18 protein-coding genes are annotated in these 23,595 nt (G+C 50.9%); 12 read left to right on the forward strand and 6 right to left on the reverse strand.

From position 1 onward, the window contains the following. Positions 1–26: 26 nt before the first annotated feature. Together BUA28_RS08940 and BUA28_RS08945 are read right to left on the reverse strand one after the other, a co-directional pair. Positions 27–2,234, reverse strand: a complete 2,208-nt coding sequence (locus BUA28_RS08940) for a VanZ family protein (protein WP_072767775.1) — start codon at positions 2,232–2,234, stop codon at positions 27–29. Positions 2,235–2,288: 54 nt separating this feature from the next. Beyond that, positions 2,289–3,638, reverse strand: coding sequence for a right-handed parallel beta-helix repeat-containing protein (locus BUA28_RS08945; RefSeq protein ID WP_072767776.1), 1,350 nt, complete (start codon positions 3,636–3,638; stop codon positions 2,289–2,291). A 200-nt stretch (positions 3,639–3,838) separates the two neighbouring features. Here BUA28_RS08945 and BUA28_RS08950 point away from each other — a divergent pair, with 200 nt between their 5' ends. Further along, complete coding sequence (locus BUA28_RS08950; protein ID WP_256325312.1) at positions 3,839–4,204, forward strand: Fur family transcriptional regulator; 366 nt, start codon at positions 3,839–3,841, stop codon at positions 4,202–4,204. Between the two features lie 102 nt (positions 4,205–4,306). Here BUA28_RS08950 and BUA28_RS08955 read toward each other — a convergent pair whose 3' ends face one another. Then, on the reverse strand, positions 4,307–4,666 hold the full coding sequence (locus BUA28_RS08955; protein WP_072767778.1) for a hypothetical protein: 360 nt from the start codon (positions 4,664–4,666) through the stop codon (positions 4,307–4,309). Between the two features lie 67 nt (positions 4,667–4,733). Between BUA28_RS08955 and BUA28_RS08960 the strand changes: the two genes are divergently transcribed. The 3 genes from BUA28_RS08960 to lolD all read left to right on the forward strand — a co-directional run bounded on the left by BUA28_RS08960 (position 4,734) and on the right by lolD (position 8,959). Next, the gene (locus tag BUA28_RS08960; RefSeq protein WP_256598279.1) at positions 4,734–6,869 is read left to right on the forward strand and encodes a TonB-dependent receptor; all 2,136 of its coding nucleotides are present in this window, start codon (positions 4,734–4,736) and stop codon (positions 6,867–6,869) included. Positions 6,870–7,041: 172 nt separating this feature from the next. Continuing rightward, complete coding sequence (locus tag BUA28_RS08965) at positions 7,042–8,289, forward strand: lipoprotein-releasing ABC transporter permease subunit (protein ID WP_072767779.1); 1,248 nt, start codon at positions 7,042–7,044, stop codon at positions 8,287–8,289. Then, positions 8,282–8,959: a lipoprotein-releasing ABC transporter ATP-binding protein LolD gene (gene lolD / locus BUA28_RS08970; protein WP_072767780.1), complete on the forward strand. Its 678-nt coding sequence runs from the start codon at positions 8,282–8,284 to the stop codon at positions 8,957–8,959. The genes BUA28_RS08965 and lolD overlap by 8 nt, the downstream gene beginning before the upstream one ends. Positions 8,960–9,029: 70 nt before the next feature. On the opposite strand, the gene BUA28_RS08975 is transcribed toward lolD, so the two are convergent. Next, positions 9,030–9,737, reverse strand: coding sequence for a DUF2062 domain-containing protein (locus BUA28_RS08975; RefSeq protein WP_256598280.1), 708 nt, complete (start codon positions 9,735–9,737; stop codon positions 9,030–9,032). 113 nt (positions 9,738–9,850) lie between these two features. On the opposite strand from BUA28_RS08975, the gene BUA28_RS15540 reads away from it, so the two are divergent. The 4 genes from BUA28_RS15540 (at position 9,851) to BUA28_RS08995 (ending at position 14,690) form a co-directional block, all read left to right on the forward strand. Beyond that, on the forward strand, positions 9,851–10,114 hold the full coding sequence (locus BUA28_RS15540; RefSeq protein ID WP_178297979.1) for a hypothetical protein: 264 nt from the start codon (positions 9,851–9,853) through the stop codon (positions 10,112–10,114). A 187-nt stretch (positions 10,115–10,301) separates the two neighbouring features. Next, a complete protein-coding gene (locus BUA28_RS08980) occupies positions 10,302–11,978 on the forward strand; it encodes an FAD-binding oxidoreductase (protein WP_072767782.1) in 1,677 nt (558 codons plus the stop codon). Positions 11,979–12,360: 382 nt separating this feature from the next. Beyond that, entirely contained in the window at positions 12,361–13,404 is a 1,044-nt protein-coding gene (locus BUA28_RS08985) for a methyltransferase (RefSeq protein WP_072767783.1), read from the forward strand. A gap of 494 nt (positions 13,405–13,898) precedes the next feature. Then, positions 13,899–14,690, forward strand: a complete 792-nt coding sequence (locus BUA28_RS08995; protein WP_178297981.1) for a class I SAM-dependent methyltransferase — start codon at positions 13,899–13,901, stop codon at positions 14,688–14,690. An 87-nt stretch (positions 14,691–14,777) separates the two neighbouring features. Here the strand turns inward: BUA28_RS08995 and BUA28_RS09000 are convergent, their stop codons facing one another. Further along, positions 14,778–15,752 (reverse strand): EDSAP-1 family PEP-CTERM protein, encoded by a 975-nt coding sequence (locus tag BUA28_RS09000; RefSeq protein WP_072767786.1) that lies wholly within the window; start codon positions 15,750–15,752, stop codon positions 14,778–14,780. Positions 15,753–16,341: 589 nt separating this feature from the next. Then, positions 16,342–17,088 (reverse strand): N-acyl amino acid synthase FeeM domain-containing protein, encoded by a 747-nt coding sequence (locus BUA28_RS09005; protein ID WP_072767787.1) that lies wholly within the window; start codon positions 17,086–17,088, stop codon positions 16,342–16,344. Positions 17,089–17,480: 392 nt separating this feature from the next. On the opposite strand from BUA28_RS09005, the gene BUA28_RS15905 reads away from it, so the two are divergent. The 4 genes from BUA28_RS15905 (at position 17,481) to mraZ (ending at position 23,592) form a co-directional block, all read left to right on the forward strand. Further along, complete coding sequence (locus BUA28_RS15905) at positions 17,481–17,648, forward strand: hypothetical protein (protein WP_178297983.1); 168 nt, start codon at positions 17,481–17,483, stop codon at positions 17,646–17,648. A 323-nt stretch (positions 17,649–17,971) separates the two neighbouring features. Continuing rightward, positions 17,972–20,368, forward strand: a complete 2,397-nt coding sequence (locus BUA28_RS09010) for a DNA internalization-related competence protein ComEC/Rec2 (RefSeq protein ID WP_072767788.1) — start codon at positions 17,972–17,974, stop codon at positions 20,366–20,368. A gap of 108 nt (positions 20,369–20,476) precedes the next feature. After that, positions 20,477–22,717, forward strand: a complete 2,241-nt coding sequence (locus BUA28_RS09015; RefSeq protein ID WP_072767789.1) for a RelA/SpoT family protein — start codon at positions 20,477–20,479, stop codon at positions 22,715–22,717. A 431-nt stretch (positions 22,718–23,148) separates the two neighbouring features. Beyond that, a complete protein-coding gene (gene mraZ, locus BUA28_RS09020; protein WP_072767790.1) occupies positions 23,149–23,592 on the forward strand; it encodes a division/cell wall cluster transcriptional repressor MraZ in 444 nt (147 codons plus the stop codon). Positions 23,593–23,595: the final 3 nt, after the last annotated feature.

Here is a 23,595-nt window from a genome sequence, read left to right on the forward strand (position 1 = left end):
TAAATATTGAACGATCACAGGCCTTATTAATAAGGCCTGTGTTGCGAAGCATCAGCAATTGAAGCATTCCGGGTCTGGTAGGGATTTAGCATACCAATGCGAATTCCGAGCGCCACTATGATTATGAATCCAAGCTGAACTGCGCACCAGCGCACGAACAATTCCAGATTTGACAGTAAATGCTCACGATCCGGTCCGAGCAAGAATTGTATGCCAGAGAATGTAAATCCGTATTTCTCCACGTTCGGCTCCAAACCCATGCTCAGCAGCCACCATCCCACTGGCAGCCCAGCAATGGAACCAATAATCACTATAGGGAGATGCTGAAAACTGCACATTCCACGCCCTAGTGATACCGCGTTAAAGCAAACCAGCCCAAGCAGAGCATAAAGGTAACCGCCGCCTCCCCACCCCATTGGACCGTCACGCATTATGAGCTCATTCAGATTATCCGTGGAAGACCAGTCAAAAGTGACAGATTTAGCCAGCCATAGCCATGGCAGAGCACTTGCGATCAGTAAAATAGCATGAGGCACACGCGGTGACCCATGCTCGTGCAGATCAAAGGAAACAAAAATTAGCACCAAAAAAATTAACAGCGGGCCATACAGCGCAGTATAGCGTCCCAACCGTTCGAGTAACCCAATCACATCCGGGCCTGCCAAGAGAAAGAATTCCCGCCAACCGCTACCCCAAATGTCCCAGTTGACGACGAACCAATATAAGTTATTGGATCCCACAATATCATCGATACTTTCCTGAGTAACACTCGTAGCTAGCAGCATCAGGCTAATGAGACTCACTAAAAGTGCCCAAATCGGAAAGCTGAGGAAGGGCAGGTTGCTGGTCCCGATTTTTCTGCTGGCCCATACTGCGCCGGCGCCCACCCATAACAATGCGCCCGCAAACACCAGCAAGAAAAAAAAGTGAGCATCGCCAAGGAACATTTCACGCAGATTATAGGGTATGCCCGGCATGCGCAGCACGCCCCAGATCGAGCCCGCGAAACATAACAAAATAAACCCCTGCAACATCCACCAGGCATCGCGCGAGCTTGTGAGTGTTGCGCCATGCTGTTTTCCGGCATGCACAGCGTCCCTGGCACCACTTGGTTGTGGATGTGGTTGCGGGATCGAACCTTGTGCAGCGGATAGCGCCCAGCCAATGCCCAATAGCAGAATTGGCTCTGTCACATCCGCTGTGCGACCAAGCAACCCCATCTGTATCAACTCAAGCAAGCTTGACCATATGGCCAGACCAAACGCCGCTCCCTTGATGCTGACCCCCATTTTCTGTATGAGCCATAGCATGGCTGTATATGTAAATAATGACTGGACCAGCACTCGAACATTTACTTCCATTGAACCCCCGAGCATCGTGGCAAAAGGAATGCCATTGAAGGTTCCGCCCGGAGCGGGAGAAAAAGGTGTTAGCGCGTTGATGTTCCACGCTGCCAGCAGCAGCCAGAATGCCACTTCAAACGGCATTTTGCGCCCGGCGCGCAACGCGATCAAATATCCGCCATAACCTGCCAGGGTCCCCAGGAGAAGCGATGCGTCCAGTGTCAAATTCACGATAACGACTTTACCAGCCCAGAGCAGCAGGATCGAGGCCCCCAGCCACCAGGCCGCCCGTTGCCCCAATGCCGTGAAAGCATTGCCTGCGACAACTATACCGGCTGCATGCATCGTGGTTGCCGGGAAAGAAAAGCTGAATACGAGGAAAAGCGGCTTTAGTGCATCCTTGAATTTTTGTATGTCCAGCGATGGCACCAGCGGCAACAATTCGGTGAGCAGCCATAGTACCAATACCACCAGAGGTACGAGCGAGGGGACATCCAGTGGCTGTCCCCTCGCAGATGAACGCGTTGCTATCAGATGTGCTGTCGCTATGCCTGCTGCCGTACCTACCATATTCCATGCCACATCCGCCAGCGCCGCGGAGCGAGACGGAAGCCAAACCTGAGCTAACTGCAGGCCGAAGGAATATATCAGCGCCAGAAAGAGTAGCGTGGCGACACCGATCCTGCTATCAGATCTTTTTCGGGTAAATAATATTCCTGCCATTCCCAGTGGAAAAAACAGTGCAACATTACCCAGCATATCCCCCCGGGAAGTCAATAAATTCCAATCGGTAAGGAATTGCTTTACAGCACCCGCGCCAGGTTCGGAAATATCGCCGGGATATAGCGATCCATAGGCAATCAATACGACGATAACGGACAGAACGCGCATTTTTCCTAGCGATAGCGGGATAAAATTAAACTGAGCGCAACGGATGACACTCCATTATTGCTTAAGGGGCGCTGGCTTGATTTCCAGCATTGGGGCCCAGCGGGGCTTGGCTTTGCCAAGCGCATAAGCGCCTATCCCGTCTTTGCCATGTAAATCGCCATCGAAATCCAGGCCGGCATCCGGATATATATCGAAACGCACATTGCCTTTCGCATGCTTCCGTACGTTGCCGTCTGCCGGTGCCAGGTTCATTTCGCCTAAAGGCGCAAACGGCCGAGTAAGAAAATCCGAGGCCTCGTTGAGCTCGCCAGTTAGATTCCCTTCCAGGAAAGCATCGTGTATTCGTGAGCTGGCGAACACCATATTGGCAGTGACGAGTTGTGGATAGGCTGGATCGTGCTCGCGTCGTGAAAGTGTTATGCCCGACCCGTTGGCTATCACCGTATTGTAGAACACACTTATTACGCGTGCCGTATCGTTATGCGGTTGAATCCGTATCGCATCGCCAAAATGATTTACGAACAAATTATTGTACAACGCGATATTGCCTTCCCCCTGGAACAGCGATTCATGCGGATTCTGATAGAAAAAATTGCCATAGACGAGATAACGATCATCTGCACCCGATCCCATAAGCGGCCAGTGCCCAATCAGTACATTGGGCCTCGCCATCTTCTGGGACGATCCTCCATTCGCCTTGCTGAAGACATTGTGGCGAATGATCGTTGCGTTGCGTCCATTCGGTATCTCCGGCAATATTGGGCGAGATTGCTGATGTTTGATCTGCAAGTTATAACCGAGCGTATCAATTACCAGATTGTGCTCGATCAACCCGGCAATGAATGGCGCGCGTCCATCCGAGTTTCCGAGATAGAGGCCGGTCCCGGCGCCCTCGATCACATTGTTGCGAATTATCCAGCCCCAGGCCGGGCATTTGGTGGAAATACCTACCGTTTGCTGATTATTGCCGTGGCCGAGCACGCGTAACCCCTCAAGGGTAATGTGGTGTGCCCAGTCCGCATGTCCTTCGCATTTCACGCCATCAACCGGCAGGCGGCGGCCATCGAGATCCAGATTACGAATAGAGATGTAGCTCGAATTGATGATGCTGATCGTGTTATGCCCAGGTCGCGCCACAAAAACCGCGCGCGGGCCTCTTTCCGGCCCCGAAATCGTAATCGGTGCTTGTGCGGTGCCGCGTAGATAGTGTATCGGCAGACCGTTCTTATATTCTCCCGGCAGCAACCGCAAGTAAGTGCCTGGTTCCAGTATTTTCAATGTGGCGAGATAATTATCCGGATTGGCTGTATAGGTGGCGCCTGCGGAAGCAGACGCTAGTCCGACGATAATGCTGGCGAGCACCAGGATGAAGTAAAACCAAAGAATACGACCTGATTTGATCATTTACATGGATATCAGTGAGTTCGGGGAGCCGCAGACGCCAGTTTATCAAACGACGCATTTCATCTTTGAAGGTATCACCAAACGGTGATTGCGCGTACACAATTATTCAGTTATATTAAATGCAACTATGTTGCAATACTAACGTTATGTTTAACCCGCAGAAACAAGCAGAAGAGATGATCCGCCGTTGCGGAGAACGCGTGACAACTGGCAGAATCCAGGTTCTCGCCATTCTGCTTGCGGAACAACGGGCTGTCACGCATCACGAAATTGAAAAGCGTTTATCTGACAAGCCCAGACTGAACCGGGTGACGCTCTATCGCGTACTCGAATGGTTGAACGAAAAATGTTTCGTGCATAAAGTGGTGGGCGACGACCGAATATGGCATTTTCGTGCAAATAGTCCAACAACCTATCACCAGCATGCGCATTTTGAATGCATGCGCTGTACCAGGGTGGTTTGTCTTGATGATATGAAGGCCGAGTATGATTCTCCATTGCCCGCTGGTTATCAATCCCGGGAAATTGAATTAAGGGTCAAAGGATTATGTGCCGAGTGCGCATGACGGGATTTCCTTCTGTGCATCAAGCATCAGTCTGAATATCCAGCGCGGCAGTTATTGGCGTAATGCTATCAGATGATTTTGCGTAAGATATTATTTTTGATTTTAGTGGTGGCGTTGTCGGTCGTCCCGGTCCTTCAGGCGGCCCATGCCCTTACTCACGTCGGTGACGCCGATCACATCGGCAACACTTATGCCGATGATGGGCAGAAAGAGCGCAAGCTCGATCCCGACGATGGTGTCGACGGAGACAAGATCTGTCTTGACTGCCTGGCGCTGACAGGGTTCAGTATTGCTGTTGCCATCCTGCCCGTTTTCTTCTTTGACCAGAGGAGGCGCCAGCCTCTGCCGTACCTGGTATCGAGGCCTATCCTCCAGAGTTTCTCTTTCCCTTATTTCACCCGCGGGCCACCGCAAGCTTAATTTTCCCTTTTTTAATAGTTGATCTCGAACGGTACTCGTCATTTTGACGTTTGCCGATCCATTTACGTCACGCCCATCTCCTGCTCATCGAGACTGGCGGCAGTCGACGATGCCAACCGAATTGGCGCGCGGCGTAACTGGGGTGATTGAAATCCCAGGTTTCCGTTTTCAGAAAGTCAGCATGAACTGTTCAAGTTGTGGTTTGGATGCACTTCTGCATAGTGCGCAGGAATTATCGAGATTAATTGTTGCTATGGCAGTGCTTGCCATATTCAGCATGGCATGCGCCCAGGCTCAGCAGCACAGCCAGGACAAGGTATTGCAGCCGGTCGTTGTGACTGCGACCCCTTTTGACAATCGGAGTGAGCTCGATATGGCTCAGCCCGTTTCAGTATTGAAGGGTGACGATTTGCGCCGCAAGCGGGAAGCGAGCCTGGGCGATACGCTTTCACGCGAGTTGGGTGTGGCATCCTCTTCCTTCGGTCCGGGCGCAGGCCGTCCGATCATTCGCGGTCTTGACGGCCCTCGCATTCGAGTACTGGAGAACGGTATCGGTACGCTCGATCTCTCAACCATCAGTCCGGACCATGCAGTAACGGTTGAATCGTTCAACGCCTCCCAAATCGAGATACTGCGAGGTCCGGCTACACTGCTCTATGGCAGCGGAGCATCCGGCGGCGTGGTTAATGTTGTAAACGGCCGGATCCCCAGTCAACTGTTTAAATCTCTCAAGGGTGATGTCGAGATTCGCGGCAATACCGCAACAGTGGAACGTAGCGGCGCTTTAAACGCATCCGGCAGCGTTGGGAAGGTATCCTGGAGCGTAGGAGGGTTCAGGCGCAAAACCGATGATTATCACATTCCCGGACGAGCGGATGAAAGCGACCCGAACAGTAAAAAGGGAATAGTTGAAAACAGCGCAGTCAATTCGGCAAGTGGTTATGCGGGTGGTTCTTACATTGGCGAGAAAGGATTTTTGGGTATATCTGTCTCGCACCTGGAGAGCAAATACGGCATACCCAGCCCTGAAGGCTCAAAGATCGATCTCAAGCAGACCCGTTATGATATGTCGGGTGAACTGAATGAGCCGGTGCGTGGCTTTGACCGGCTTAAGGTACGAGTAGGCTACAACGATTACAAGCATAATGAAATAGAGAACACCGGCGAAATTGCGACCCGGTTTAGAAACCAGGGGTTGGAAAGCCGCGCCGAGCTTTTGCATGCACCGATAGCAAAGTGGCAGGGTGCACTCGGTTTCCAATTCCAGGATCGAAATTTTTCCGCCTTGGGCGAGGAAGCCGTAGTGCCGGTTACAAAATCCAATTCTGCCGGCCTATTCCTGGTCGAAGAGCGGAACTGGGATCGTTGGCGGCTGGAACTCGGCGGCCGGATCGAGCGCGCGACGCAGGATCCGCAGAACAATATCAATCCGTCGCGTGCATTCAACCTCTATAACGTCTCTGCGGGCACCTCGTGGAAATTCATGGATGGCTATGGTTTAGGCCTGACTGGCACGCGGGGGCAGCGTGCTCCGTCTACCGAGGAACTGTATATGCACGGGGCTCACCGTGGCACGGCCACATTCCAGACCGGTGACAGCACCTTGTCCAGTGAGACAACCAACAATATCGATCTTGCGCTACGCAAGACCGCCGGCATAGTGAAATGGAAGGTCAATGTTTTCCATAACTGGATTGACAATTACATTTTTGTTCGCAATGCCGACGTCAATGGTGATGGGGTGGCGGATCGCGCCGACGATACCGGGGCGCTGGATCCCAATGGCGATTTTCTGATACAGAATTTTGCGCAGACCGGCGCGAGATTTTATGGCGCTGAAGCAGAAGCTATCTTTACATTGAAACCCGACACTATCGATTTGCGGCTGTTTGCAGATTATGTGCGTGGAAAACTGAATAATGGAGGCAACGTTCCCCGTATCACCCCACCCCGGTTTGGACTGGAATTCAACCACAGGAGCGGGCCCTTGACGGCGAACGTAAGCGCGACGCGAGTGATGCGTCAAAACCACCGCGCGGAGCTTGAAACCAGTACTCCCGGATACACCCTGGTGAATGTCGAGGTAACGTACCGGATCAAGAAAACGAAATCAAACGGTATCAAAATCTTCATCCAGGGCAAGAACTTGCTTAATGAGGAGATGCGCGTGCATACCTCTTTTTTAAAGGATTTCGCGCCCCTGCCGGGGAGATCGCTGGTGGTGGGCTTGAGAGGCGAATTCTAGGCGCTGCATTGCAAAAAAAAACTATACCCGAGCCCAACTCTGGTTGAAGCCCTGGAGGGCTATTTCAGGTAAAAAAATTTGCCGATACCATCACTGCGATATGCGTTTATCTATTAAGACATGCCGTAATGTGGCAAACTATCAGGTTACCCCATATTCGGTATGTTGATCCGTGTCTTCGTACGAACTTTTTATTGGTTTGCGCTACACCCGCGCCAAACGCCGAAATCACTTCATCTCTTTCATTTCCCTGATCTCCCTGATGGGTATCACGCTCGGCATGACAGCCCTTATTACCGTCATGTCGGTCATGAATGGTTTTCAGAAAGAAGTCCGGACCCGCATCCTTGGTGTGGCGTCCCACATTCAGGTGAGCGGCATCAACGGCACGTTGACCGACTGGCGCAAGGTCGCCGATGAGGCACTTAAGCATCCGGAGGTAGAAGCTGCCGCACCTTATGTCAGCGCGCAAGGCATGGTTTCGTTCGACCAGATTGTAAGTGGCGTTGTGGTTAGAGGTGTTTTTCCCGACATGGAGGACCGCGTAGCGGACTTGGGGCGGATGATGATAGACGGCAAGCTTGAAGATCTTGTGCCGGGAAGATTTGGTATTGTCATCGGCCGGGAATTGTCGCGCGCCTTGGGGGTATTCACGGGTGACAAAATTGTCCTGATTTCGCCGCAGGGACAGGTCACGCCGGCAGGCATATTGCCGCGCCTCAAGCAGTTCACAATTGTCGGTATCTTCGAAGCAGGACATTTCGAGTATGACTCAGGTTTGGTACTGATCCATTTGGCGGACGCACAAAAGCTGTATCGCATGGAGGAGGATCAGGTATCGGGTGTACGGCTGAAGCTGGATGATCTGTTCCAGGCGCCGCAAGTAGCGCGAGAGCTTGTACCACTGATTTCCGCGGATGTTCATATCACCGATTGGAGCCGTCAGCATGCCAATTATTTCCGCGCAATCCAGATTGAGAAGCGCATGCTGTCGCTTATTCTCGCCCTCATCATCGCGGTTGCGGCTTTTAATATCGTTTCTACCCTGGTCATGGCCGTAACCGACAAACAGTCTGATATTGCGATACTACGCACGCTGGGCGCCAGCCCGCGAAGCATAATGAAGGTTTTCATTGTTCAGGGTACGTTGATCGGTATCCTCGGCACGACATTGGGCGTGATCGGCGGCGTGCTGCTGGCCTATAACGTAGAGGCGGTGATAGCGACTATCGAGCGCCTGTTCAGTGTGCAATTCCTTTCGCGGGAGGTATATTACATCAGCGAGATTCCGTCGGACCTGCACTTCGCCGACGTGATAACCGTCGCTGCGGTATCGTTTGTGTTGACATTGCTGGCGACGCTGTATCCGAGCTATCGAGCTTCCAGGGTCAACCCCGCAGAAGCGCTGCGGTATGAATAAAACGATTATTGCCTGCCGCAATCTGCGCAAAAGTTATTATCAAGGCAAACTTGAAGTGCCGGTACTTTTGGGAATAGACCTGAATGTGAAAGCGGGAGAAACAGTTGCGATCGTCGGCACGTCGGGTTCCGGAAAAAGTACACTGCTACATCTGTTGGGGGGGTTGGACGCGCCCACGGGAGGCGACATACGCATCATGGGGCAGGAAATTGCCGCCATCGATGAAGAAGAAAGATGCCGGTTACGAAATAGATCGCTCGGTTTCATTTATCAGTTTCATCATTTACTGCCCGAATTCAGCGCGCTGGAGAATGTCGCCATGCCGTTGCTCATTCGACGCATGAGAAATGCTGAAGCATATGAGAATGCGGCGAAAGTCTTGGCGCAGGTGGGCTTGGGCCATCGTCTTTCCCATACCCCCGGAGAGCTTTCGGGTGGTGAGCGCCAGCGTGCGGCGGTGGCGCGCGCGCTGGTCACCCGGCCGGCCTGTGTTCTTGCGGATGAGCCTACCGGTAATCTCGACCGGCGCACCGCGGCGGGTGTTTTCGACCTGATGATGGATCTTAATCACAACATGGGCGCGAGCCTTGTCATTGTCACCCACGATCCGGAATTGGCCAGGAAGGCGGGCAGGACGCTGCACCTGGAGGATGGGATATTAGCCGAATAACACGGTCACGTACCGCTTCAATATCTCGCTATCGCTGCCTGAATGGCGATGAATATTCATCATCATTTATTTATTCCATGTGGTCGGTGCGCTTTATAGCCGCACGCCGTTTTGCCCGCTTGCGCCATTCATGAATAGTGTATAGCCGCCATCCTCCGCGCACCAGGAGGTAGCCTGCGAGAGAGAGCAACAGCGCCAGCAGGAACATACCCAGGAGTAGAGGTTTTCCGAGCGAGACCACCCAGTCCATCAGTGCCGGTGCCCACTCGCTAATGCTTTTATCCATCAGGTGCAGCTCTGTTTGAGGCATGTTTTCGTTACCGTTACCCGTAAAGAACGCGCCAATGGCATATGCAGCCATATAGATGGGCAGGATAGTGAAGGGGTTGGAATAGAGCGTGGTAACCACAGCCACCGGGAGATTAACCTTGAAAATGATGGCAAACAAAGCGGCAAAAAAGAATTGTATCGGATTGCTGCCGGGAATCAGGCCGGTGAACAATCCAACTGCGACGCCACCTGCAACTGAACGTCGATGCAGATGCCACAGGTTGTGATGATGCAACTTTTCTCCGAATAGTCCGACAAATCGGTTCTGCCGAATGGTCTCGTGAGAAGGCAGGTATTTTTTGAAGAATTTTCGAACCATGGCATGAGTGTACGGAAATACCGGCGAGCCATGCAAACATAATAACTTGTCATCAAGAGACGATCCTGACCAGAAGTCCGTCCAGCTTAAAGCAAAACAAGACGCCCGCTGCGCGTCTTTTCGCGACACGCGTGCGCTCAACAAACCGACATCTATTGTTATAGCTTGAAGTCGCGGTCGATCTTGCCCGGTATTACCTTTGTCAGTGGTTCAGCATTCCTTTTTATCATACGATTTTAATCGTGAAAATCACTGATGCGAGCATGTATTCTGGCATTTGCCCTTGGAGTATGGCTGCTGCAACAGCAGGCGGAACTGCCGAATGTTCGATGGGCATGGACGCTCCTGCCTGGCGGGGTGTTCGCGCTCCTGCTTCGCGCTGCCGGACCCACATTTTTACCATTACGGGCAAGGTGTTATTTGCTGGCGTCTTGCTGGGTATGGGGTTTTTCTGGGCAGCTGTTTTCGCCCAGTCGCGCTTGACCGATGTGCTCCCGCACGCATAGGAAGGGCGCGATATCCAGTTGATCGGGGTAGTGCTATTTCTAGAAAACAAAATAATCTATAATGTATGCTTAATAAATAAATATTCTCCACTATGGCTCAAGCAAAACCACCGTCTGATCGTGAACCTAAAATAGTACTTATCGCAGTCGCACAAGGCAGAAACGCTATTAAAAGTAATCATGAGTTATGACAACTTATACCGATGTATCCAACCTGCATCGCCTTGAAACGGCAATTCAGCAATGGGTTGAACTTCTGGGCGTGGAGTACGTGCTTAACGATGCGGAAACGCTAGCTGTTTATGCCCGAAGTACTTCATCATGCGGTACCCAACCTTTGGCTGTTCTACGCCCTCGCTCTACCGAAGATGTTGTCACGATCGTAAAAATTGCGAGTTTTTTTTGTATCCCTCTTTATCCCATCAGTCGGGGAAAGAATTGGGGCTATGGAGACGCCTGCGCCGTTACGGATGGACAGGTCATTGTTGACCTAGGCCGAATGGATCGAATTATTGAAGTCGACCAGACCCTGGCTTTTGCTGTGATCGAGCCTGGCGTTACTCAGGAGCAACTTTCGATGTATTTACTGGACCGCAAGATCCCATTGTGGATGGACTGCACCGGCGCCGGCCCTGATACCAGTCTCGTTGGCAATATCCTTGAACGTGGCTTCGGGCATTCTCCTTATGGCAATCGCTTCCAAACCGTGGCTGGCTTGCAAATTGTGCTCGCAAATGGACAAGTCCTTCAAACGGGCTTCGGGCATTACCCGCAAGCCAAGACCACTTACTTGTTTCCCTACGGTGTCGGTCCTTATCTGGATGGGTTGTTCACGCAATCGAACCTTGGTATCATAACCCGGTTAGGAATGTGGTTAATGCCCGCATCAAAATGCATCAATCACTTTCTTTGTTTTATCGAGAATCATGAAAATATTCAACCAGTCGTTGATGCGCTACGTCCATTGCGTATGGATGGCACGCTGCGAAGTAATGTTCATATCGGTAATGACCTTAGATTGATCTCGGGGGGTCGATCCTATCCCCTGGAATCCGCGCGGGGCAATATTCCTCTGCCTGCGGATTTGCGAAAAGCGCTCCGCATCGAAGCAGGAGTGGGAGCTTGGACCGTATCCGGCGCGCTCTATGGCACACCACGGCAGGTTTCCACTACGCGTAAAATCCTCAGAAATGCACTCAAGGGCACAGGAGCTACACCTGTTTTTCTCACCCAGCGAAGACTCGCATTTGGCGCGATGATTGCACGCATGTTGGGCAATTCAGCGCTAGCGTCGCGTCTAAAAACCAAGATTCAAGTTGGCAACGCTCTTTTTGACATGAACAGAGGCATTCCTAATGGGAGATTTCTCGCGGGTGCTTACTGGCGCAGGCGCGCTGGTCTACCCTCAAATTTTCCCAGGAATGCCGATCCGGCTGCGGACAATTGCGGATTTTTATGGCTTTCTCCGGTTATCCCTATGCGGGGGGAAGACGTGCTGCGACTGTACGCCATCATTGAGCCTATATTCGAACAACACAGGTTTGACCTCTTCATTACTTTTAGCATGTTTAATGAACGCGCTCTAGGGACTGTGATTACGATAGCTTATGACAAGGAGGAAACCGCTGAAACTGAACGGGCGCAAGCATGCTATCGTGCATTGTTCCGATCTGTTATGGAAGCCGGCTATATTCCTTATCGCGTGGGTATCCAATCCATGGCGGACCTTGACCAAGGTTCCGACAACTTTTGGAGTACTACTAGAGCCATAAAAATGGCTCTCGATCCTCAGGAAATTATTGCGCCAGGGCGTTACCAGCCGGAACGAGCACCCCGCAATGCTTCTTACAATAATATGACCTAACAAGAAAAGAACTATCTACTTGATGGGGAAGCCTTTGTAATGAAGAAAACAAGAAATATCCCTTGGGTATAATCATCTTGCCAGACTTGACTATGGTAAGTTTCTATGACATTCATCTTAAACCAATAACGTGTCCCGTGATTAAATGTCACCAATATTTAACAAGTTTAGTCCTCCTTTGCGAAGAAGCTTGCGATGGCATTTGTGGTCACCGGTCATATAATAGATAAACTCACGTCCCTTGGCTGCTATGCGTTGGGAAATCCTGCTAATGGAATCCGTATCAACTGGTCGCTTAGAGCATGGATCGGATATGTTTATTAATGGATGTTGTCCAGCGGAAGCACCTCGCCCAATCACATCCTTAAAAAGGAATCTACAAATGTCTCCTAAACCTTCAGATGAACTAGATCTCGATTCATTTTTTCTAATTTCTACAGGACATACCGCTTTTCAGCTACTGTGGGCAGGTGTTGAACTTGGACTTTACGACTTTTTATCCAAAGAATTACAAAGTTCATTTGATGATATTGCCAATCATCTTAATTTGCAGCCGCAGCCTACTCGAATATTACTGACGGGCTTAACAGCTTTGAAAGTCATTAAGAAAAAAAATAACCAATATACCAATGCGCGATTGACTGAACAAATGCTCGTCACCAATAAACCAGATTCATTTGCACCTGTTTTGGGTTGGCAGCGTTATATTGTTTACGAAGGACTTATAGATTTTGTAGACTCGCTTAGGAAAAACGACAATATCGGTCTAAGGCGTTTCCCTGGAAAGGGCAACACCCTTTATGAACGTCTTGTCAATGATCCTTTTAAAGAAGAAGTTTTTCAGAAGGCGATGAGCGCTTTGTCACACCAAGCCAATTTCTGTTTATGCGATTTAGAGGCGCTGAAAAATATACACCACTTGGTTGATGCCGGTGGTGGCGATGGGACAAATGCAATTTTTCTTTGTAACAACTATCCTGATATGAATGTCAGCATCTTCGATTCTGATTCAGTATGCAAAATTGCAATGCAACAAGTAGAAAAAGAAGGTCTGTTGGAACGCATAAAAACCTACACAGGTAATTTTCTTAGTGATCCTTTTCCAAAGAATATTGATGCGATTTTATATTCTCACATACTTACTATCTGGTCACCTGAAACTAATTTGCGATTATTAAAAAAGGCTTACGAAGCCTTGCCAGAAGGGGGAAGTATTATAATTTTTAACATGATGGGAAATGATGATGATAGCGGCCCAATAAGCACTGCCCTTGGCTCACCCTATTTCCAAGCGATTGCCACTGGTGAGGGCATGCTTTATTCGTGGGCCAATTATGAAGCTTGGCTTAAAGCAGCGGGTTTCTTAAAAATTCAAAAATATGATGAGTTACCGCTTAATCATGGCATATTGATTGGTACGAAATAGAGTAAGGATCTCTGCACAACTGAACTGATTAGACGGGAATGAATCAGAATTGGAGACGAGACAACGAAGGGTAAGCAGATGCAAACGAGTTTGAATTGATGGAAATGGAAGTGCGCGAAAACCGCGATAGCGCATTGATGAAAGCCCATGCATTGATAGAAACTGATAGAAGTCGCGCCGGGAATTTGAACAAGTCTATAAGTGGCTGCGGGGCTTTGATACGGAGCAGAAAATGGCAAAAAAAGCGAGAGGACGCACTCAGCGGTATTCGAAGCCAACGTGGCGCCGGCGGCGATAGCAGGTGACTTTGCTGCGCCAAGATGGTTGGAGGAGGAAAATAATCCTCTCAGCATTAATGTTACGCACGATATTTATTAATTTTTATTATTTTTGATCATGGAGACTTTATGTCTACTGCCGGAATCGTTGGCACGCTAATACGTGAACTCACTACCGGGGAATCGAGTTCGCGTATTCCGGAACCGGATCTGGTAATGGATGACCCTGACAAGGTAAGTGCCTTCGTACGCGCTGGACGCGAGGCTGCGATTGTTGCCCCAACCTATCTTTTTCATTGCGCTCACATCTGTGAAGTCATTTGCCCCGGTGAGACAGTTGTGGATCTAGCGTGTGGCCCAGCTACCCAGTTGGGCATGGTGGCTCAGATGAATCCGAATTCGCAATTTATCGGTATCGATCTGTCAGAGGGAATGCTTAAGGAGGCTAAGGACCATATTAAAGAGCTTGGCCTAAAGAATGTTGATCTAAAAATTGGTGATATTACCGATTTGAGTCAGTTCCATGACAAAAGCATAGGTACGGTATTTTCCACGCTATCCCTGCATCATTTACCAACGGTCCATGATCTGGAATCCACGTTTTCAGAAGTTGCCCGCATCGTAAAACCGGATGGTGGTATTTATCTGTCCGATTTCGGACATTTGAATTCGGAAAAGTCCATGCAACATTTTGCGTACCAGCACCGGGAGCGACAACCCGAACTCTTCACAATCGACTATCTCAATTCTTTAAGGGCAGCCTTTCATTTGGCTGATTTCCAGCGCCTGAGCGCAAAGTATCTAGCGGGGCGCGCCTGCCTTTATTCGACGTTCTTAATACCCCTCATGGTAACGATAAAGAGTCCCAAACGTGGGCAAGTAGAGCCGGCGTTGACGCAGAAATTGGCTGAGCTGCGGCGTGCCCTGCCTATTCCCCAGCAACGCGACCTAAAAGATCTAATCAGTTTGTTCAAGCTTGGCGGGCTAAAATCGACTTTATTGGCGTAATGATGAAACGCGCAAAAAGAGAACCGGTGTACGACTGAAGAAAATCGGGGGAAAGAATCCCCCCGGAAAACGTGCTCCACCGATGGTTTATGCCTTGCGACCTCTGCGTACCATTGCCATCCCAAGCAAGCCAGCCCCCAGCAGCGCTATGGATGCTGGCTCGGGGACAACCCCCTCCACGACCCTGGCGCCGGCCTGAGTATGAGAATCGATTGTCAGAATATACCTGTCGGTACTATTCAGCACCGGTGAGACGTTGCCCCCTAACGCAGAAAAGAGCGTGGGAGCTAAACTATATTCAACCGAGCCCGGGGACGCTATAGAGAGACTGGAGTTAGCGTTGAGCTCGGCTGGTTGGAAAGTATAAATCAGGTCATTGGTCGGCACCGCTATAGTACCAATATCTCTAATGCTTATAGAAAAAGAGAACCCCGAAGTAGAAAGTCCGCTAATGGCATCTGCCGCTAGCGCAACCTGTGTTAGCCCCAATGCGCTAGCATTAAACGTCAACGAATCGGCACTGGCCAACTGAAACGTGAATTGAGTGCCGGTACCAGCGGTTGTACTTCCATTGCCATCCCCAGTTTGATTGAGTTCGATTTCTGAGACTTGACCGGAGCTTGCCGAACTTCCGACTGGCGTACCTGTAATGATAGCGCCGTTCAAATCCATATCGCCCCGCGCAAATTGTATCCCTGGTACTGGAACAACCGGGTTTGGTGTGGTTATAGCGACTTGCGGGGTAAAAGTATTATCAGCCGGGCAACCCGCGCCTTGGCACGCCTGCGGAAGCGCAACATTGCCCGGAATTGGGCCTAGAGTATGACTGGTAGAAGCCGCGCCATTTAACGATGCGGTGTCAGATCCAAGGTTCCCAATATCGATTGAGGCAAAGTCAGAAATATCATACTGAGTGCCCCCCGAATTGCTTATCGTAAGGCCGTTGATCGACAACTGAGAAAACGACAGTGCACCTGCATGGGAATTCGACGCGATTCCCAAACTCAAGGTCGTGGCAACGGCTACGGTTATGATGTTTTTTTTAAAAAGATTCATGATCATGATTGACACTCCACGGTAAGAAGACTAATAACTTTTTAAATGTCAACCCTCTTGTGTACTTGAAGTATCAGCTTATTGCTGCTTTTCTTTTACCTCTCTCACGCAATTTTCATACCAATAACATTATATCTTTTAGCATCAAATGGTTAAAAAGAAATGTAAAATTAATTCCACGAAAGTGTAAAAATATACGACATTCAATTGGAGTCTTATGCCCATCATTGCAGCTTTGTGAGTGCAGCAGCTTGAAACCGGTGGACAACATCCGCTAAAGGATCGTAAGCCATTTTGCAAAAGACTCGACGTCGCTGCCTGTCGCCTATTTTTGGTAGACAAATGCTTGTTTGGCAGCGTTAAATTGGCGAGGCGGTGGAAAAAACAGATGGGACCGAAGATCTCAGCAGCTTAGCTGGAGAGGAAGAAACCTGAAACCAGACCTATAATGCATATAGGCATCTGTAAAGAATCTCGACAGAATGTGCTGTTTTATTTGATTCCTTAGGAAAAACTGCTGTCATCCAGTCTGGGCAATTTGGGTGCAACTTGAACTTGGGTACTTTGGAACATACCCCGTACCGATCCGGTCGTATCAGGTTCTTCCCGTTTTGAGCCTGCCAGTGATACCTAGCTCATCCCGTGGCGAGAAAAAATATGGATAAAATGATTTTTCCTGCCCGCGCTGTTCCATTAACCCGCCAAATTTACGGATTTGCTCAGACATATACTCAAGCTTCAGCCTGAGTAATACTGCAGGCGCATTAACTCGCGTACAAACTCTTTTTTCTCCGAAGAGTTGAAACCCAAGCATCTTTTTGTAAAACATAGCATGTCGGGGATTGACTTCAATCACCCAGTCAGTAAAACCAAAGATGTTATGCGCGTAGATATAAGAAATATGGATCAGCGAGGCAAAAACTCGTTTGGGAATGTTATCTTCAATTGCCAATCTGGATGGCTCAGATAATCTACGTCTTAGCAAGCGAAGTTCGTCGAGCTTGTCACGAAAGTTTTCATCCGCCGGCAAGCCGATGTCTGCGTCAAGGCAAAGCGTCATGGTAGCAACGGTTTTTCCTTCAGTGTCAGCGACTAATATGATCCGATTTGGCTCATTATCCGAGAAAGGATCAATAGAATAGCCTCTCCAACCATACCGTTTACGGATCAACAGGGAAGCTGCTTCCCGTCTACCTTCCGAATTTACCATCCGGATATTAAATACCTGCTGGTCGATCACATGATCAGGATTAACATCTGAACTTGACTCCTGAATGCACATTTCTCTTAACTGGGGAGATGATGAGCTAAAAGAAATAATTGTTTCTTCGTCTTGAGGCATGAAGATAGGCGTTTTAGGGCTTAAGGGATAAGATGTTTGTATAGTATGCATGACCATATATGGATGTGATGAAGATCTAGTCCGAAGCAAAAGCAATTTTTGTACCATATATATTAATTACTAATTATCAATAAGATACCTTATAAGCAAAAGGAAGAACTGTCTCCAATATTGGGCAAAATTTGTCAATTATTTATCTCTGTCTGATTTATAATGCTTTTTTTTGTCGTCATTTGGAGACAAACGATGTGTTCGTGCCTCAGTTAACTCACCATCGAAAAATGAACGGATGACGTTTATATCCTTGGTAAGAAAGATACCCGGCTCCCAAAAGTGAGCCAGGGACGATGCTGGCTTTCAGCGAAACTTATCTTTAATGGCTGGGGTTTTGCATGACGGAGAAATATTTCACCATGGAGCAGAATGGCGCGGTGCTGAGGGAAGTCAAAGCTATCGGAGACGCTAGTTTCGATACGCCAGCCTTCGATATAAGCGGTATTTTTTTCAGGGTCCCGCCGCGAAGCATAGCTCCTTCGCGTAAATCTATAGAGGACGAATAGCAGAGATTGGAGTCGCCCCCGTTCATTGAGGTACATGGGTTAGCATTTATATCATCCACACCTGGGGAGTGTGGCTCTTTGGCGCTCCTAGAACCTGGAACCCTTGCCCTGCTATGTTGGGCTAGCAGCAATTCTCTACATGGGTAAATATTCACTAGCAGTTTTACCTACGTCAGCTATTGATATGCCTTCAAAGCCCCAACCTCCAGCTAGTCGATTTTAATTTTAGCTTGAAGCTCCTGTTATTTACCGCAGAGCATCTCTTCTATATGTCTGCAAACTTCACACGTCAGTATGGGTTTCAATAGCGGCACAAACCTTTAATGCAAGTCGGCATCCTTGCGTTTGCGCTCGGGGTGGTGTTGCTGCAGCAGCAGGCCTCGCTGCCGGAAATTTCATGGGCGTGGGCACTATTGCCTGGTGCGGCGTCGGCATTCCTGCTCTGCCGTTCCCACGAGCCCGTTTTTACAGCCGTTGGCAAAGTACTGTTTGCTGCTATTTTCTTGAGCGCGGGATTTTTCTGGGCGGCTGTTTTCGCCCAGTCGCGCTTGGCCGATGTGCTCCCGCATGAATGGGAAGGGCGCGATATCCAGTTGATCGGGGTAGTTGCGGAACTGCCGCAAGTCAATGAGAACAGCGTCCGTTTTGCTTTCGAAGTGGAGCGCGTACTGACCGAAGAGGCGGTCGTCCCCGCGCGCATTTCGCTCGCCTGGTATAAGGAGCGGGGAAAGCAGGTGACGGCCATAGAGGCCGCGCCGCCGCTGATCAACGCCGGCGAGCGTTGGCGCATCACAGCCCGGCTCAGGCGCCCGCATGGCAGTGTCAACCCCCACGGCTTCGACTTTGAGCAGTGGGCTCTGGAGCGGAATCTCCGCGCCACGGGTTACGTGCGCAAAAATAGCGAGAATATGCGCCTGGATGAAATGGTCGATCGTCCGGCTTACCAGGTTGAACGTCTGCGCCAGGAGATTCGCGAGCGTTTCATCCAGGCATCGCCCGACCATGCTTATACCGGCGTTCTTGTGGCACTGGCGGTTGGCGATCAGCGGGCCATTCCGCGCGAACAATGGCAAGTATTTACCCGGACCGGTGTAAATCATCTCATGAGTATATCCGGGCTGCACGTTACCATGGTATCCGGTCTCATCTTTGCGTTGGTGTATTGGCTATGGCGCAGAAGCCACTATTTAACGCTGTGGCTGCCGGCGCGCAAGGCGGCGGTCGTCGCGGGGCTGGCGGCAGCGCTAGGGTACGCGCTGCTTGCAGGCTTCGCTGTACCGGCGCAGCGTACAGTGTATATGCTCGGGGTAGTGGCCATTGCTTTATGGCTGGGCCGCTTTACCTCAGCGACCGCAGTACTGGCCTGGGCATTGCTGGCGGTAATACTCCTTGATCCATTGGCGGTACTTTCTGCTGGCTTCTGGTTATCGTTTGGCGCAATAGCGGTCATCATGCTGACGTCGGCCGGGCGCATCGGCAAGATGCACTGGTTATCCGGCTGGGCTCGGATTCAGTGGGCAATAACGCTCGGTCTGATACCCCTCCTTCTGGCCATGTTCCAACAGATATCGCTGGTTTCGCCGATCGCCAATGCAGTAGCGATCCCGCTGGTGAGTCTGGTGGTGGTTCCTTTAACACTGCTGGCTACATTCCCGCCGCTCGACTTCATGCTGTTGCCCGCGCACTGGGTATTAAGCGTTTGCATGGAGGCAATGCGGTGGATGAGCGATGTACCCCAGGCGGTCTGGAGCCAGCATGCGCCGCCTGCGTGGGCGGTCGCAACCGGCGTGGCCGGAATTTTCTGGATGTTGCTGCCGGGGAGACTGGGGCTGGGACTTACCACAGGTTTTCCCGCCCGCTGGCTGGGGATGATAGCGCTGCTGCCGCTATTTCTGGTCCTTCCTCCTAAACCGGCATCGGGGGAATTATGGCTGACGGTGCTGGATGTCGGTCAGGGACTCGCGGTAGTGGCGCGCACGGAAAATCACGCGCTACTCTACGATACGGGTCCGGGGTTCAGCGCCGAGGCGGATAGCGGAAGCCGCACCATCGTCCCTTTCCTCCGGGGCGAAGGTATAAAGCAGCTTGACGGCATGATCGTGACGCATGCCGACACGGACCACAGCGGCGGCGCATTGTCGGTGCTGGAAGCGGTGCCGGTGGAATGGCTGGTCTCGTCTTTGAGAGACGACCACCCGATACAGCGAGCCGCTTCCTCGGGATACCGATGTCGTGCCGGGCAATCGTGGCAGTGGGATGGGATTCGCTTCGATATGCTCCATCCGCTGGAGCAGAATTACAGTGAGCCCAAGCCCAAAACCAACGCATTGAGCTGTGTGCTAAAGATCACCACCGCCCACGGCAGCGTATTGCTGCCAGCCGACATCGAGAAAAAATCCGAGTATCAGTTACTCGCCCGGGACGGCGACGCGCTCTCCTCGACGGTGCTCATCGCACCCCATCACGGCAGCAAAACCTCTTCAACGGAGGGGTTTATACGCCAGGTGAATCCCAGGCTGGTAATATTCACCGTAGGCTATCGCAACCGCTTCGGGCACCCAAAAGATGAAGTGATGGAGCGCTACCGGTCACTTGGAAGCAGACTGCTGCGCAGTGATGCCGATGGCGCGATACTGCTGCGCTTTGCGGATAATGGTTTCGCTGTGGAAACTTCGCGCATGCTGCGGCGCCGCTACTGGCAAGATATCCCGCAATATTGACTTAATGCATTATTGCGCTGCTATCAAGCAGGGTAATATCTCCGGATTCCACCTTCGTGGACGATATTCCTTTAAACCCGTTCCCCGGACAACTGCAAAAACCGAAAAATGCGCGATGAGCTAACAGATAGAGATTCAGGGATTTCTCCGGCTTCTTCTTCCGCAACGCTTTCTTCGGGCAGCGGAGGTTGGGATGGGTTTTGCTGGCCAGAAGCCACCGCAACCATGTTTTCCCCGGGTGAAATCGAAATACTTGGGCATGCACTGGATTTTTGCCATTCACTTTATAAAGACAAATACCTGTCTACCGGCGAGCTGGTTACTCAGCACATACAGGGTGCAGCATTGATCCTGGCATCATTACGGGTCGATAGCGATACGCTGGCCGCCGGAATACTTCATGCGGTGCCGGATTATCTGGATGGATACGAGGAAAAATTGCATGCGGCATTCAATCCCACCATAGCCCACCTTGTGGAAGGGGTGGCACGGATGGGCCGGATCCGAACGCTGGGGCCAGGGGGCGCCTCGACTGCGGGAGACCGCAATGCGCAAGTCGAGGCATTACGCAAAATGCTATTGGCGATGGTGGAGGACATTCGTGTCGTCATCATTGCCCTTGCAGATCGCGTGCAAACGATGCGATATATCGCTGCGAATAACGTTCCGGCAGGCGCGGAGATTGCGCACGAGACGATGGATATATTCGCGCCGCTGGCGAACCGGCTGGGATTGTGGCAGGTGAAATGGGAGTTGGAAGATTTTTCATTTCGGATCATTGAGCCGGAACGCTATAAAAAAATCGCCACATTGCTTGAGGATACGCGCCGCATTCGGGAACAGTATATTGCCCTGATGGTGGATAACCTGCAGAACGACTTGCAGCGGACGGGAATCAAGGCTGAGGTTACGGGCCGCCCAAAGCATATATACAGCATCCACAAAAAAATGAAACGCAAAGGTGTGGACTTCAAGGAAATCCACGATGCTCGCGCCGTACGGATTCTTGTGGACGATGTGAAGGACTGCTATGCCGCGCTGGGCGTGGTGCATAATCTTTGGATACCCATCCCGAAGGAATTCGACGATTATATCGCCCGGCCAAAAGGCAACGATTATCGGTCTCTGCATACCGCCGTCATTGGTCCGGAGGATAAGGTGGTTGAGGTTCAAATCCGAACGCACGAGATGCATAGGCATTCCGAGATGGGTGTTGCCGCGCATTGGCGCTACAAGGAAGGGGCGAAGCGTGACGCCAGGTATGAAGAAAAAATTGCCTGGTTGAGGCAGATACTGGAATGGAAGAATGATGTTGAGGACGCAGGAGAACTGGCCGAGCATTTTAAAGTCGCGCTGTTCGAGGACTCTGTCTATGTATTGACGCCGCAGGGCCGGGTCATTGCCTTGCCCAAGGGCGCGACGCCAGTGGATTTTGCCTACCATGTGCACACCGATCTCGGCCACCGCTGCCGTGGCGCAAAAATCGATGGTGTTATGGTGCCGCTTGATTATCCACTGCAAAATGCGCAAAAAGTGGAAATCATTTCGGGTAAGCAGGGGGGGCCAAGCCGTGACTGGCTCAATCCTGTCCTGGGTTATCTAAAAAGCCATCGGGCACGATCGAAGGTCAGGCAGTGGTTTGGTTACCTGGAGCGCGAGACTTCCCTGGCGCAAGGCCGTGCGCTCGTGGAAAAGGAACTGCAGCGCTACGGTATGACAGCGCTATCGCTGGACAAGCTGGCCGGTGAGTTCAAGTTTCCCAAACTTGATGGATTTCTGGCCGCTGTTGCCCGGGGCGATATCAGTAGCCGCCAACTGGCTGCGTTTCTAAGCGGCGGGACCGGAATAGCCGTCCCGGACCTGGCGTTGCCGGAGGGTAGCAAGACCGTTGCACCATCCGGCGGTGGCATCCTTGTTGCGGGTGTAGGTAAATTGCTCACTGTGTTGGCAAAATGTTGCAAGCCTGCTCCGCCCGATCCCATCATTGGATTTGTCACCCGCGGACGCGGCATTACGATACACCGTCGGAAGTGCGCCAGTTTGTCCCGCCTAAGCGAAGAAAGTGCCAAGCGCATCATTGCGGCGGACTGGGATGTATCGGACGATATATCGAAAGGTGAGCGCTATGAGGTCGATATCGAGGTCGAGGCGCAGGACAGGCAAGGCTTGTTGCGTGATATCTCCAATATCCTGCTGCGCGAGAAAATCGATGTCACCGCCACCCGAACCCAAAGCCGGGATATCGCAGCGATGCAATTTACCGTGAAAATCAGCGGCCTGACGCAGCTTAACCGTGTCCTTGGGTTGATACAGAATGTTCGAGGGGTGATATCTGTCTGGCGGAAATAGAGCGTAACGCCAGAGCCCGGCCGCCATATCGAATTATTCATGCGTGCGTCGCTTTCATGCCGTCCAGTTGAATGCTTCGTGGTCAAGTAGACTAAGGAGTCGGTAAGCAATTCAGCTCGATTCCATGTGCTCTTATGACTGCGCACCTTACGGCTTCTCCGGAGGGACAATTCCTTAAAATTGTTATGTAAGTCGATGGCGTTCGCAATGACGCTTGCTGCATATATCAAATTGATCCTCTTAATTATCTGATTTTATTTATGTATTTGCCTGCCAGGTTTTTCAGGCGCTTCCCGATCCACGCCTCTGCCACTACCGCAAAAACCCCTATTCTTTTCCTTGACTTTGCCTATCGTTTTATTTACAGTGGGCAAAAGTGGGTAAAAGTGGAGGAAGTTTCTGGTATTCCTTCCGGCAAATAAAGGGGCAAAATGTTTCGCGGTGGCACACCTATCAGCCTGGATAACAAAGGTAGACTTGCGGTGCCCGTGAAATACCGCGAAGGTCTGATATCTCTTTGCGCCGGTCGCTTGGTTATCACCGCTGATCCTTCCAGTTGTTTGCTGGTTTATCCCCAGCCCGTGTGGGAACCGATAGAGCAAAAACTCAACAGTCTTTCCAGCTTCAATCCACAAACGCGTAGCTTGCAACGTCTTCTCGTTGGCAACGCCAGTGACGTGGAGATGGATGGTGCAGGCCGCATTTTGGTGCCGCCTCCCTTGCGTCAGTTTGCTGGTTTAAATAAAGACGTGGTTTTGGTGGGGCAGGGCGCTAAATTCGAGTTGTGGGACGATGAAAAATGGAACCTCCAAATCGAGAGTGCGCTCGTTTTCAAAGATGGCATTCCGCCCGAGCTCGATGGTTTTTCGCTCTAATGC

This window comes from Nitrosospira sp. Nsp11 (assembly GCF_900142705.1).
In the GTDB taxonomy this organism is placed as follows: Bacteria; Pseudomonadota; Gammaproteobacteria; order Burkholderiales; family Nitrosomonadaceae; genus Nitrosospira.

Excerpts from the sequence above, each read along its gene's own strand:
- BUA28_RS08940 (WP_072767775.1), bottom strand. The coding sequence starts at position 2,234 with ATGCGCGTTCTGTCCGTTATCGTCGTATTGATTGCCTATGGATCGCTA.
- BUA28_RS08945 (WP_072767776.1), bottom strand. The coding sequence starts at position 3,638 with ATGATCAAATCAGGTCGTATTCTTTGGTTTTACTTCATCCTGGTGCTC.
- BUA28_RS08955 (WP_072767778.1), bottom strand. The coding sequence starts at position 4,666 with ATGACGAGTACCGTTCGAGATCAACTATTAAAAAAGGGAAAATTAAGC.
- BUA28_RS08960 (WP_256598279.1), top strand. The coding sequence starts at position 4,734 with ATGCCAACCGAATTGGCGCGCGGCGTAACTGGGGTGATTGAAATCCCA.
- lolD (WP_072767780.1), top strand. The coding sequence starts at position 8,282 with ATGAATAAAACGATTATTGCCTGCCGCAATCTGCGCAAAAGTTATTAT.
- BUA28_RS08980 (WP_072767782.1), top strand. The coding sequence starts at position 10,302 with ATGACAACTTATACCGATGTATCCAACCTGCATCGCCTTGAAACGGCA.
- BUA28_RS08985 (WP_072767783.1), top strand. The coding sequence starts at position 12,361 with ATGTCTCCTAAACCTTCAGATGAACTAGATCTCGATTCATTTTTTCTA.
- BUA28_RS08995 (WP_178297981.1), top strand. The coding sequence starts at position 13,899 with ATGGATGACCCTGACAAGGTAAGTGCCTTCGTACGCGCTGGACGCGAG.
- BUA28_RS09000 (WP_072767786.1), bottom strand. The coding sequence starts at position 15,752 with ATGATCATGAATCTTTTTAAAAAAAACATCATAACCGTAGCCGTTGCC.
- BUA28_RS09005 (WP_072767787.1), bottom strand. The coding sequence starts at position 17,088 with ATGCCTCAAGACGAAGAAACAATTATTTCTTTTAGCTCATCATCTCCC.
- BUA28_RS15905 (WP_178297983.1), top strand. The coding sequence starts at position 17,481 with ATGACGGAGAAATATTTCACCATGGAGCAGAATGGCGCGGTGCTGAGG.
- BUA28_RS09010 (WP_072767788.1), top strand. The coding sequence starts at position 17,972 with ATGCAAGTCGGCATCCTTGCGTTTGCGCTCGGGGTGGTGTTGCTGCAG.
- BUA28_RS09015 (WP_072767789.1), top strand. The coding sequence starts at position 20,477 with ATGCGCGATGAGCTAACAGATAGAGATTCAGGGATTTCTCCGGCTTCT.
- mraZ (WP_072767790.1), top strand. The coding sequence starts at position 23,149 with ATGTTTCGCGGTGGCACACCTATCAGCCTGGATAACAAAGGTAGACTT.